The sequence below is a fragment of the Photorhabdus stackebrandtii genome, assembly GCF_011189495.1.
GTDB lineage: Bacteria > Pseudomonadota > Gammaproteobacteria > Enterobacterales > Enterobacteriaceae > Photorhabdus > Photorhabdus khanii.
In genome coordinates this window covers 56200-69032 of sequence record NZ_PUJV01000020.1, presented here as the reverse complement: position 1 = coordinate 69032, position 12833 = coordinate 56200, and the positions used below count along the sequence as shown (strand labels likewise).

At 59.8% G+C, this 12833-nt stretch carries 6 protein-coding genes; all 6 read right to left on the bottom strand.

Annotation, left to right across the window (positions count from 1 at the left end; genetic code table 11):
* A partial coding sequence (locus tag C5470_RS15820; RefSeq protein WP_166290581.1) for an RHS repeat-associated core domain-containing protein occupies positions 1 to 4054 on the bottom strand: 4054 nt, incomplete at its 3' end.
* An 18-nt stretch (positions 4055 to 4072) separates the two neighbouring features.
* The gene (locus C5470_RS15815; RefSeq protein WP_166290579.1) at positions 4073 to 4495 is read right to left on the bottom strand and encodes a DUF1795 domain-containing protein; all 423 of its coding nucleotides are present in this window, start codon (positions 4493 to 4495) and stop codon (positions 4073 to 4075) included.
* A gap of 63 nt (positions 4496 to 4558) precedes the next feature.
* Entirely contained in the window at positions 4559 to 6394 is a 1836-nt protein-coding gene (locus tag C5470_RS15810; RefSeq protein ID WP_242688040.1) for a type VI secretion system Vgr family protein, read from the bottom strand.
* Positions 6395 to 6469: 75 nt separating this feature from the next.
* A complete protein-coding gene (locus tag C5470_RS15805) occupies positions 6470 to 7807 on the bottom strand; it encodes a VasL domain-containing protein (RefSeq protein WP_166290575.1) in 1338 nt (445 codons plus the stop codon).
* Between the two features lie 47 nt (positions 7808 to 7854).
* Positions 7855 to 11400, bottom strand: coding sequence for a type VI secretion system membrane subunit TssM (tssM, locus tag C5470_RS15800; protein WP_166290573.1), 3546 nt, complete (start codon positions 11398 to 11400; stop codon positions 7855 to 7857).
* On the bottom strand, positions 11397 to 12830 hold the full coding sequence (tssA, locus tag C5470_RS15795; protein ID WP_166290571.1) for a type VI secretion system protein TssA: 1434 nt from the start codon (positions 12828 to 12830) through the stop codon (positions 11397 to 11399). The genes tssM and tssA overlap by 4 nt, the downstream gene beginning before the upstream one ends.
* Positions 12831 to 12833: the final 3 nt, after the last annotated feature.

Sequence of the window (12833 nt, the reverse complement as noted above, 5' to 3'; positions counted from 1 at the left end):
TTGCTGCGATATTGTCCAGAACACGTTGTTTGATTACTGGGCATGTTGCCAGCCCCAGAGGATCAACCCATCCGGTGGGATTATGGACGTACGAATAGGGATTCAGGCCCCCATTCAGCCCAATCGGGTCGGTGCTGAGGTAACACCCGCCTTCCGGCAAATAATACCTGAACCGGTTATAGAATAAACCACTTTCCTCATCGAAAATTTGCCCGGCAAACCGCAGGCCCGGATCCAGCGGCATGTCTTCCGGCAGCGCCAGGTTCAGCCCGTACAGCGACTGTTTCGGCTGCCGCCACACCCGTTTACCGGCCGGGTTAAACAGCGCCAGCGGCTCACCGGTCGGCGCACTCACCGCATACTGGGTCTCAATCTCCCCCACCATCAGCTCCACCCGGTTGTCCAGATTGAGGGTAAACTGCCGGGTCTGCTGGGCCATCAGCTCCCAGCCGTCAAACACCAGATGGCGGATGATTTTCAGCCGCCCATGCTGGTATTCACGGATTTCCGCCGGCACATCCCCGTCCCACAGATACGTGGTCAGTTTACCGGTCTGGATACAGCGCTTTTCGGTGCGCCGCCCAAAAGCATCATAACGATATTCCCACCGATGACCATCCGGGGTGATGAGGCCGGTCAGCTGGTTCTGACTGTTCCAGCGGTATTTCGTCACCGCCAGCCGGTAGCCTTCGGCTAAAAACTGTTTCTCCTGCATACGACCGGCCAGGTCGTAAACAAACCGGTGCGAGCCCACCCAGTTCAGGCGGTGACCCTCCTGGTAAAGGGTCTCCCCCATAATCTCCTGTACCCCGTCAAACCGCCGGGACGGGTAACCGGTTGCATCATACTGATAATGTTCGCGCAGGTTGCGCCCGTCACTCACCGAGACCACCTGGCCGTTGCCGTTGAGGAGATAGCGCAGCTGCTGTCCGTCATCACGGGCCGCAGTCAGGTTCAGGGCCGCATCGTATTCATACTGTCTGGCCAGACTGGCATGGGCGGGTTCGCCAATCTCCTCCAGCTCAGCCGGCCGGAAAAGATGGGGGTTGCCGCCCGCGCGCTGTGCAGTCAGTAACCCCATCAGGTTATACTGCTGGCGCACAATGAAGCCGCTGTCGGTGTAACGCCCGGTATCCCGTCCCGCCTCATCCCGTGACACCGTCAGGGGCGGCAGATGGTCTAACGTCAGCCCGGTCAGCTCCCCGGCCCGGTTAATCTGTATCCGGGTTTGCCAGTGTTCCGGGTGGGTCTGTCCGGTAAAGCGTGAGGGGCCGGTTACCGGGTCTGTTTCGCCGGTGAACAGCTGCCGCTCGACGGTGCGGTTGTCCGGGTAGTGACGCTGAATTTCCCCGTGCGGCTGGATTTCCCGGACTATCCGGTCCTGTTCGTCGTAGTCAAACTGTAAGGTGCTGTCCGGGGCGTCAACCCTCAGCAGGCGTCCGGCGATATCATACTGGTAACGGGTGGTGCCCTCCGGGGCATGCAGGGCGGTGAGGCGCTGAGCGGCATCATAGTCATAACGGGTAACCGTCTCTGCCCCGTCCCGTTTTTCAATGCAGTTCCCCGACCGGTCATAGCGATAGTGCCAGCGGGTACCGGCATAATCCTGCTCGGTGACGACCCGGCCCTGCGCATCCAGGGTGTAGGTGTAGCGTTCCCCCAATGGGTTAATGACCCCGGTCAGTTGCAGGGTATCGGCATCATAGCGGTACTGCCAGCGATGGCCTTCGCCGTCCCGCCGGGCTACCGGCAGGTCAAACGGGCCGTATTCCACCTGCCAGGCCACCCCACGCGCATCGGTCCAGCGGGTCAGGTTCCCGTGGCGGTCATGGTCAGCCTGCTCCAGGGCGTTGTCGGGCCGGTCGCTGACGGCCACCCGGTGATGCCGGTCATAACGCCAGCGCCACAGTGCCCCGGCGGCGGTCAGGCTGCGTAACCGGTCCTGGCTGTCATAGCCCAGACTGACGGTGCGGTTCTCTTCATCAAACAGCCTGACCAGTCGCTGATGGGTATCATATTCCTGTGTACGGCGGTTGCCGTCCGTGTCTTCTTCCGCGGTTACCAGGCCGAAGGCATTGCGGGTCAGGGTGGTTTTCCGGCCATCCGGGGCAATAAATCCGGCTGGCTGGCCCTGTTCATCATACAGTGGCAGCCAGGTGCGGTGCAGCGGGTCGGTCATGCCGGTCAGTTGCAGGGTGTCGGCATCATAGCTGTACTGCCAGACGGCCCCGGTCGCCTCGGTGAAGGACGTGACCCGACCCGTATCCGCCAGGTAGGTCAGGGTCAGGGTTTCCCCCAGGGGAGAAATCTGCTGCACCAGATTGCCCCCGTCGTCATAGTGGTAGCGGGTCACGCTGCCGTCCGGGGTGTGGACTGCGGTTATCAGATTCAGGTCATTGTAATGCCAGGTGGTGGTGTGCCCCTGCGGGGTGGTGGAGCGGGTGATACCGGGGGCATAGTCCAGGCGGACCGGGTAGAAACCGCCGGCCCCGACACTGTCGGTACAGCGCCCCTGTTTATCGTAGCGGTAATCCACCCAGGTCTGGTCCCCGTCAGACCAGCGGCTTATCAGGCCCTGCGCGTTATATTCATAGTACAGGTGGAAATGCTGGGTGCTGTCGGCTTCGGCCAGCCGGCCATGGTCATGGTAGTGATAGCGGGCCATCACGGCCTGTAACCCGTCATCGGTACGCAGGATTTCGGTCAGTTGCCCGTTCAGGTTATAACGCAGTGTCAGCGCCGGTCCGTCACTGTGGATGACCTGGGTCAGTTGATACTGCGGGTTGTAGAGAAACTGCAGCCGGTTGTGATAGATGTCCCGGTGTTCGGTCAGCCGCCAGCGTTGGGGCGCATCGGCGGCAACCGGCGCGGGCAGGGCAAAATACTTGCGGACCGGGGAGTCACGGTGACTGAGGATATAGCCCTGTTCGCCCCGGCTCAGGGTAAAATCCGGGTGGTCCGGGTTAATACTGTGCGTACAGGTGGCCGGTAAGGCAAAACAGAGTGACGCGCCTTCGGTGGTGCAGATTTCGACCCGGTCGCCGGTGGTGAGGGCGCATTCGGAGAAGCTGTCGGTCCAGCCCGGTCCGAGCAGGCCCTGCTCCCCGGGGGTCCAGCTGCGCAGAAACACCAGCGGCAGGGTCTGGCCGAGGGTGATATCGGTGCGCTGGTCGAATAACTGGCCGGTCGTGACGTCAATCGGGTCGCCGGTGAAGAACTTTTTGGTGCTTTCCCGGTAACGTCTCACCCCCCGGGTTTCTTTAAAGGCGGTTTTGGCGCAGGAAATCGTTTTACCGGCGACGATTTTCCCGACGTGCCGGGCCCCGGCTCTGGCCCCGTTCAGCACGGCCTGCTGGCCGGTTTTGGTGAACAGTTTACCGAGGCCTTTAAGGGCCCCCCGGGAGGGCGGCACCAGAAACTCAACGGCCATCAGAATGGCCCGCTGCCAGGCGGAGAACTCTTCGGCAACGGCTAAGTAGGTGCCCTGACCGGAACCGATAAACACGGTTTTGGCCCCGGCTTTGATGGTGGCGCCGCAGACCAGTTTGTCATCCACCCGGGCGGCCGGGGCACCGTTGATAAACACGGTTTCACTGCCCTGGGCAATCAGGGGCGGCGCCGGGTGTTTAGTGCAGCCAGCGGTATCGACGGTGGCCCGAGCCGCGGCTTTCCCTTCAATAAACACATCCGGGGAGCCGGTCAGCAGTACGCCACTGGGCGGGCCGATACTGTCGACCATTTTGGTGACCGCCGAACTGGCGGCACTGATGACCTTCCCGAGGGCCAGGGTACCGGCGGTGCCGAGTGCAAGGACCGCGACGGTGGCTAATCCGCCGGTGCCGACCACCACCGCGGCAGCCACGGCAAACACGGCGGCACTTATCAGGGCACCGGTAATGGCGCCGGCGAGTGCGCCGAGGAAGCTGGCATGTTTAATCGGGTCGCCTGCGCGGGCAGCCGCCGGGCCGGGAGCGCCCTGTGGGGGGGCAACCGGTGCAGTATGTAACGCGCCGACCCGGGCAATCCGGGTGACGATGTCATCGCCAAGTGACATGTTGAACCTCCTGTCAGATTATCCGGCGGCCTGGAAGCTGTCGATAACCGCCAGCAGTGCATCGCGCTGACCGTCTGCAAAGGGGGCGGGGGAGGTCAGGTTGAAGGTCAGCAGCTGCGGCCCGCGGATTTGCAGGACGACGGTCTGGTACATGTCGCCTTCCGGGCTTGTCCACTGGTAATCGAGCCGGCGGGCGGGTTGCTGGCTGAGGGTGATGTCACTGCGCTGGTGTTCCTGATAACCGGGCAGGTGAGTGCGAAACTGGGCCAGGGTCTGTTCATAATAAGCGGTGTTATCCATGCCGGTGGGGACTGGTGTGCGGCTGACCACCAGATTAATGCCGCTGTCATCGGGCAGCACGAAGACGTTCATGGATTCATCCCGCCAGTTGGCGGGGAGCGTCAGGGTGCCTTCATTCATCTGATACAGGGTGTTTGTCATGCTGTTTTTCCGTTATTGAGTGAAATAATGTATTTAAAGGTGTTGTTCATGGGGCAATACCGGTCAGTTGACATTGACCTGTTTGCCGTTAATGGTGATAGTGGCGCCCTGAATCCGGATATTGCCGGCGCTGTCGAGCGTGATGCTGCCGCCGGCGGTCGCAATCTCGATACCGCCGGCCCGGGACTGTATCTGGATATTATTTTTCACGTTCAGCAGGCTGTCTTTTTCCACGGTGATTTGCCGCAGGCCGGTTATTGCACTGACTTCATCGCCGGTCACTTCTTTATGGCGGTTCTTCCTGACGGAAAGTATCTGGTCATTGCCGATGCTTTCGGTGTGGTTGTGCATGACCCGGGTTTCGCGGTCATTGAGCACCACGGTGTTCATGTCGCGCTGAGCATGTAAAGACAATGCTTCACTGCCTTTGGCATCCTCAAAGCGCAGTTCGTTGTAACCTTCCCCCTTGTGGGTTTTTGAGCGGAAGGCCATCTGGGTTTTGCTGCCCGGCAGGGTGCCCGGCGGGAGATTGCTGGCATGATAGGTGCGCCCGGTGACAATCGGCTGGTCCGGGTCGCCGTTGAGAAAGTCCACCACGACTTCCTGACCGATACGCGGGATAGCCAGCATGCCCCAGCCCTGGCCGGCCCAGGGCTGTGTCACCCGTATCCAGCAGGAGCTGTGGTCATCACTCTGGCCGTCACGGTCCCACAGGAATTGCAGCCGGATACGGCCGTACTGGTCGCAGAAGATTTCTTCGCCTGCCGGGCCGACCACTTTGGCAATCTGCGGGCCGTCTATCACCGGTTTGGTGCGCGGGGCCGGGCGCCAGTGCTGATGAACGGGGATAAAGGTGAACTGGTTGCTCATGAGGGTGCCTGACTCCCCGCCGGCCTGTTCCAGCGCCTGCGGCTGACTGCCGGAGTGGGCGACGCTGACCAGCTGCCAGAGCTGGTTAAGGTCATCCCGGGGATGGTCAGTGAGGGTGAACAGGACGCCTGGCAGCATTGCGGCGTGGTTACTGTCCCCGTGACCGGTCAGGGCGTCATTGCGCAGGGCTTCGAGCCGGTAGCGGGTGAAATCGGCACCGTGCTGCTCGTCTTTGAAGCGGCCGGGGAAATCAAAGTGTTCATAGCCGGTGTGCTGGAGGTGTTGTTCCCGCATATGGTGGCGGAACTCGGCGGCCCAGACCGGGTTTTTGAAGGTGTAATCCTTCAGTTCCACGGAGGCCGGCCGGACCTGAGCCTGGCGGGTCAGTGCGGTGACGCACAGCTGCTGTGCGTCGGTGGCCTCACCGGGGTGATAAGGTAATACCGGGCCTTTAGCAAGAGCCCCGGCAGCGTCGGCGAACACCAGGGTGTTTTTGTTCCCGTTGAACTCAAAGAAGTAAAAAATGCCTTCTTCGGCGGTCAGTCGTTGCAGAAAATCAAAATCAGTTTCCCGGTACTGGACACAGAATTCCCGCTCCGGGTGCGGGTCACGCAGCCTGAACGCCACATCGCGGACGCCGCTCTCTTTGAGCAGGGTGGTGAGAATGGTTTTGATATCCTGTCGCTGAAAGATACGGGCATTCTGGCGCAGGGTGGTGCGCCACATATCGGGACGGATAGTCATCTCATAGCGGGTCTGATGTTTCCCGGTGTTGCCCTGAACGAAGCTGGCGACCATGCCGGTGACGGTGCGCTCGATTTTGCCTGCGCGCAGGATGGCGAGGGTGGCGCTTTTATCGAGGACGGCGGCGAAATCGATGGCCGGGTCAGCACTGGCTAAACTGACCGCCAGCTTAAACGGGGTAGACAGGCTTTCACTGAGTGAAAAGCCGGCGACGACAAAGGTGTGGGGTGGCAGTCTGCCGGCGGTGAGGGTGAACTGCAACCCGCCGGCACTTTGAGTATTCATCCGGTCAGCGATGTGTTGGGCCAGCTGCCCGGCAGTTTTTTTCTGAAATGACATAGAAGGGTTCCTTCTCTGAAGTTATGGATGGTTTTTCTCAGGGAGCCCGGTCAGCCCGGCGTCTTTTTGCAATGCGTAGTAGCGGCTGAGCAGGGCGTTAAAGCGGTCGTCGGTCTTTTTTCTCAGCGCCGGTGAAACGGGGTGCCCCTGTTCGACCGCCGCGGCGAACTGGCGCAGCAACTCTTCCAGCGGCACCTCGCGGTTGTGGCTGGTCTGAATCTGATAAATCGCAGTTTTCAGGTAAGAGAGGGTGAAGCTGCCGCGGTTGCGCTCCTGAGCCAGGAGTTTATCGGCTAACTGCTGGAGCTGATGCCGGGTCTGATGCCAGCTGCCTGCGAGCGGGGCGTTATCCAGTCGCACGGCCTGTAACTGTTGCCAGCGGGCGGTTTCACGCTGCTGTTCGCGGTCCTGCGGCCAGGTTTTCTGTGCCATGGCGGTCAGCTGTTCGGCGTTTTGCAGCACCACCAGCGGGGAGGTGTCCGCTAACCGGGTTAACTGTTGTTCATAGGCTGGCAGGTCAGGCTGGTACAGCCAGGCCAGTCGTGCGCCGTCCGGCGTGCCGGTCAGGGCCGTGAGCTGTTGTTGCAGCGGCCGGTAAAACCCCAGCCAGCTGCCGGTCAGGACAAACGCGCCCAGCAGGACGCCCAGTCCGAAGCCCTGTAAGGCACTCATCCGGGGCGGCGGCTCAGGGAAACGGACCTGGACTTTGGGCTGATGGCTGTCGTAGCCGGGGTCACCGTCGGCTTCCGGCTCAGCCGGCTCCGGTTCTGTGTTGACCAGGTAGACCAGCGGCGGCATCTGGACCGGTTTAGCCGCCGGTTTGGGCAGGATACGGGTATTTTCCAGTTTTTTTGCGGTGTTCTGGAAAAACCACAACAGGTTTTCGACTTTGGGCAGGCGTTTCAAATCAGACTGCTGGAGCCGGTCAACTATCAGCTGTAAGGCCCGCTCAGCCCGGTAAATCATGCGCAGGTCGCGGGCGGTGTAGTCGTGCTGGCGCAGGACGTTGCTGCTGCGGGTGTTAAACCAGTCGAGCATTTCGGTGCGGACCGTGGGTTGTGGCGGCCACAGTGCATCCCACTGGCTGACCATCACGCCGGCCAGCAGTTCACAGCCTTCGGTAAAGCCGGCCAGGCCGCTCAGTTGCATCCGGGCCAGGGTGTAGTAAATCGCACTCTGCAAATCGACGCCGTGGGAGCGAAACAGCGTCAGGGCCAGGGATTCAATCAGCGGCCAGTTCACCGCCGGCTGAGACGGGTGGTTAATTTTGTTGATTTCTTCGCGTATTGCCGTGAACGCCGGCAGGTTCATCGGGTTACCGCCGGCACGGATAATCAGGTTTTCGGGGTGTTCACGCATGGCAGTTTATCCTTGCCTGCCGCCGCCGTGGGGCAGGTTCTTTTTGATTAATAGAGTGTATCGGGCAGTGTGAACTGGCTGAACAGGCCGCCGGCAAACGGGTTGTCGGATTCATCCACGTAGATACGGTAGGTCATGTCACCGCCATCCACGCTGAACAGCACATCAAAGGAATCCTGACGTACGTTGGTCAGTTTGCCGCTGTTAATCAGCCGCAGTTGTGCCCACGGGCCGGTGAAGCTGATGGCGCGTGGGGATTTACCACTGACGTCCGGTATCAGCGTGAGCTGACTTTCCACCCCGGCCCGCATCGAGTTTGGCCAGATTAAGTGTACGATGCTGCCGCGGCCATGGGCATAATCGAGTAACTGTCCGTCAAGGTTAAGCAGGCTGCGGCGTTTGTTGCCGGTCAGGCTGAGGGGTTCAATGGCAAACTGGGTGCCCAGGCCGTTTTGCGGGGTGAAGAAGGTGTCGCGAATACGGTTAGCCAGGGTTAGCTGTTTCAGCACATCCGGGCGGATAAGCTGTTCCCCGTCCGTACCGTAGGTCAGGTTGTTCTCGACAAACGGTTTGAGGTTCTGCTGATAGAAGGCATCCAGCGTGCCGCCCGGCCGGAAGAAGCGGTCGAACTCACTGAGCGGCACATCCTGGGTGGCTGCCGGGTTGAACGGATAGCGGCCGGCCAGGTAGGTCTGGTACTGTCTGACGACGTTTTCGCTCCATTCGACTTCCAGCGAGCTGACCGCTTCCCTCATGACCACCCGCCACGCCTGTTCAGCCAGTTCCCCGACCCAGCGGTTTAACGGCTCCGGCAGGTTTTTCGCCAGCTGCTGCACTTCGAAGATGGGGTCGCTGTTGTTCTGTTCCAGTCGCAGCTGGACCGCTTTCAGGGCGGCTTTACCCGGTACCGGGGCGTTCTGAATCGCCAGCAGGTAGCGGTGCAGATCGGTCAGTTTCTGATAAACGCCTTGCAGGGTGCTGTTTTTATCCCCGTATTCCACCAGCACGGCGGTTTCCGGGGCGAATTCCCGGTTGATGCGCACCAGCAGGCGGTAATCCGGGGAGTCGCGTAACTGCTGTTGCTCTTTGGCCGGCAGGGTATCATTAATCACCGGCAGGCGGGTGTTGTCGCTGAGAATCTGCAATGCGCGGCTGAGAGGCTGTTCCCCGCTGATGACCTGTTCAATGGCGCCGATGGCCTGCGGGATATCGGTAAAGTGACGGATATCCAGGTTGTTCATGGCCCCGCGCCAGGTGGCGGTGTAATCGCCCAGGTACTGCTCGGTGATTTGGCGCTGAATTTCCTGACGGTCGGTCTCGCTGTACTGCACGTTGTGTGACAGGTTCAGTACCCAGCTGTCCATCACGGTCAGGTCAATCAGCTGGTCGTCCTGTTTGACGAAGTAGTTGTTCAGGCCGTTTATCGTCAGGAACTGCGGGATAATCAGCTGTTTGTCATTATTGGCGATAAAGAGGCTGTCAAAGCTGGGGCCAATCTGGTCACGCAGGTTGAGAGGCGGCGGCAGTGAGTCCTGGGCTTTGATGCGCAGGGTCTGGTACACCCGCTGGTAAATGGAGAGCTGGCTCAGTTCTTTCTGAGCGTTTATCATCGGGCGTTGGTAAGGAGCAAAGCGGCTGATAGCCGCCGGGTTATCTGCTTCCCGGGCCGCCCGCCAGTCAGTGTGGTCCAGCGCATAGTCGAGATGGGTCAGCAGCTGTTCCTGCACCTGACGCTGGCCGTTAAAGACCTGACTCCAGCGTTCGCGCATGTACTGTTCTACCAGTGACTTATTGCGGCCACTGCGGTCTTCCAGCATCCGCATGATGCGCAGGACTTCGAGTTTCTCTTCACTGCCTTTGGCAGCCTGGTTCAGGTCATCCAGCAGGCCATTCATCAGCGCAGGCAGGAAGCGCTGGGACAGCAGTTGCAGGTAGGTGTTTTCGACATACGGCCCGACATCGGAACCTTGATACAGGCCCATATCAGTGAACAGCCCTTTTTTATGGTAATCCCCGTAGGCCAGAGTCGCTTCCCGGAGAGGGTTCAGCAGGGGCAACTGTAAGTTCCCGTTGCGGTCTTCCCCTTTGGGTGGGGGAATGGACAGGAAGGTTTTGGCCTGCGCCAGCACTTCTTCACCGGCCCGATAGTTTTTCTGATAGTTATAGTGCCAGCCGGCCCACAGCGCCAGGGCGACCGCGGCGCCGGCGGTGGAGAAGGTCAGGAGTTTGCGGCGGTGATGGCTTAACCACAGGCGGTTTTCCGCCGCCAGATTGGGTTCGGCCAGCAGGACGTCTTCAAACAGCGCACGGGTGAAGTAGGGGGCGGTATCGGCCACCGGCCAGGTCGGAAAGGCCTGTGGCCCCAGGTGATACTGCACGGCGGCAGACTGGGTAAAGATGTCATCCATCTGGCCGATTTGTCTGGACGAGGTGAGATAAACGCCGCGCAGTCCGGGTTGTGCCGGGCCGCCATTGTAGAGAATGCCCTCCAGCAACGGAATCAGGTAGCTGTGCAGCCCCTGTATCTGGCGGGTGAAACTGAACAGCGGGCTGCGCTGGCTGATATCCACTTTGTTGAGCATCATGTCCGGCATCGCGGCATTGAGTTGCTGCATCCACTGGTGCCAGAACTGCGCCAGTTCAGTACGCCAGCTGTGCTCATCCTGCGCATTCAGGCTGAAGGTGACGCCCAGTATCTGTGTGCGTTGCGGCTTGTCCAGTGACTGAAATGCCGCACTGAAGCCATGCAGCAGATCCAGTTTGGTCAGCACCAGATAGAAGGGGAGGGGGTTGTGCAGGGTTAACCGCAGATCTTGCAGGCGCAGATGGAGCGCGGCGATATACCGTTCGCGCTGCGCTTTGTTGTCGGTCAGTAAACGATGAGTGTCCACCGTCAGAATAATGCCGTTGAGGGGCTGGCGCTGACGGTTTTCGGTCAGCCAGGCGAGTAACGATTGCCACAGACGGGTGGGCAGCTGGGGCTTGCGGGTATCGGACGGTGATATCTGGTCGATCAGAAAGCCGTCCGGGTCAATGATGACGGCTTTTTCCCCCAGCCAGCAGCGCAGGTGCAGGGGGGGAGCCTCTTCCCCTTTATGGCTGTCCGGCAGGGCGATATCAGTCAGTTTGTAGCCTTCCTGAATCAGTGCGGTTTTGCCGCTGCCGGTGTTGCCCAGCATCAGGTACCAGGGGCGCTGGTAGAGGTAATGCCAGGTGCCGAGATGGCGCTGTAACTGCTCTTTCCAGTGATTGAGGTAGCTGTCCTGATGAGTTATATCGGCCAGGACCGGATCGATTTCTTTCAACTCCACATCCAGTTTGAGTTTTTCGAGCTGACGCAGACGGCGCCAGATTTTCGTCCCGATAAAGCCCAGGGCCAGCAGGATAATAATGACGGTGGCCAGCCAGCGGGCGGAGAGATTTTCCAGCGGGTGGGTCTGTCTGAACTGCCAGCCGGGTCCCCACCACCATATCCAGATAAGGGCAATACAGGGCAGGAGGGCCAGTATCAGCGAGGCGGTGGCTTTGAGCGGCGGCAGGCGCGGCATCGCCGGTTTTTTGATATTTTTCAGAAGAAGAGAGAGCCAGTTCATGGGTTAACGCTCCTGTTTGCGATCGTATCCTTTGGGGCGGCGGTCATTGCGGCTTTTTCTGCCAGTGCCGCCAGCAGGCCGGGCTCCCAATGGGTGAGTAACAGGTGTTGTCCTGCCTGTAACAGATGCCGGTAATGTTGTTGTGCCAGGGCCGTCATGCCTGCCTGTTCAAGCAGCTGTGCCGTGAGCAGCTGACCGTAGAATTGATCCCGGGGTTCGGTCAGTTGCTGCTGGTGCTGTTCTGCCGCATTGAGTGCCGCTTCCAGTCCGTGTTGCCGGAAACATTGCCAGATGGCTTCTTGATCCGGTGTTGCGCCGCCGTTGACGGCCGCAGTCGCCGGCGGTTGCAGCCAGTTCAGGGTTGAGGAGGAGATAAACGGACTCATATCGGAAAAATACAGGGTCTGTAACACCGGCAGGCGTTCAAGAAATGCTTTCAGTTCATCACGGATGGCCCCAGCGACGGCGGTATAGCCGAGTTTTTCGGCGGCCTGAGCTGCGATAGCATGGCCGTCAAGCCAGTAAGGGGCGAGGGTCAGGCTCTGTTCTATCTGTCGCAGCAAAGATTTATCGGCTGTGGGCAGTTTTGCCAGATAATCCGCAGTACGGTCTGCCGAAGTCGGTGCCAGTGGGGTTTTGCCTTTACTGCTGGCCGTCGGTGCGGTGGTCAGGGTGTGCCAGATGGCATAACGGCGCAGACGGTAACCTGTGGCGATGTCGGGCTGGCGTTCGCACAGGAGATCAGCGACGGTGAGTAATGTCTGTTTCCAGGCTTTTTCACTGGAACTGTCTACTGCGACATCCGGTGCCGGTGCGGGTGTCAGCGCGGAGGTGCCCGCAGGTTGTGCGCCGGTTTCTGCTGATTCAGCCGGTGCGGCGACGGGTTTTGGCGCGGGTTTGCGGGCATAGCGGGGGCGTAGCTGGTCGATCTCTTTAGCTAGTGCAGGCTCATCGGTATGCCAACATTGCGCTAGATGGGCCAGTGCGCCTTGCGCCGCTTCTCGCTGAGTTTCATCCGCCTGTTCGCAGAAACCTGTATGAGCAGTGTCAAAACGTTTAATGACCTGCTGGGCCAGGCGACGTTTGAGCAGGGGTTTTTGTGGCCAGGCGGTCTGCCAGTAATGCTGGATATAATCGGCCAGCAGTTCCATTGCCAGTATCAGTTCAGCGGGGTTGCCGCTATGTTGCAGTGTGCGCAATAAATGAACCATCAGCCTGAAATCTTTGCTTTTTTCGCTGAACAGTTGCAGCGCCTGACGCTGGATCTCTTCAATATCGAGGGTGGAATGGGCCAGTGATCCCAGCTTAACCATTTCCCCGTCAATATATTCCCAGGCGGGTTCGTTTTCATTCAGTTCCCTGCCGGTCAGTTCATCCGATAGGGGGGCCAGCAGGAGTTCCTGCCAGTCAAATTGTTTCCTGATATCCATGGG

Bases quoted from the DNA above. Each gene is read 5' to 3' on its own strand.
- C5470_RS15815 (WP_166290579.1), bottom strand. From the start codon at position 4,495: ATGACAAACACCCTGTATCAGATGAATGAAGGCACCCTGACGCTCCCC.
- C5470_RS15810 (WP_242688040.1), bottom strand. From the start codon at position 6,394: ATGAATACTCAAAGTGCCGGCGGGTTGCAGTTCACCCTCACCGCCGGC.
- C5470_RS15805 (WP_166290575.1), bottom strand. From the start codon at position 7,807: ATGCGTGAACACCCCGAAAACCTGATTATCCGTGCCGGCGGTAACCCG.
- tssM (WP_166290573.1), bottom strand. From the start codon at position 11,400: ATGAACTGGCTCTCTCTTCTTCTGAAAAATATCAAAAAACCGGCGATG.
- tssA (WP_166290571.1), bottom strand. From the start codon at position 12,830: ATGGATATCAGGAAACAATTTGACTGGCAGGAACTCCTGCTGGCCCCC.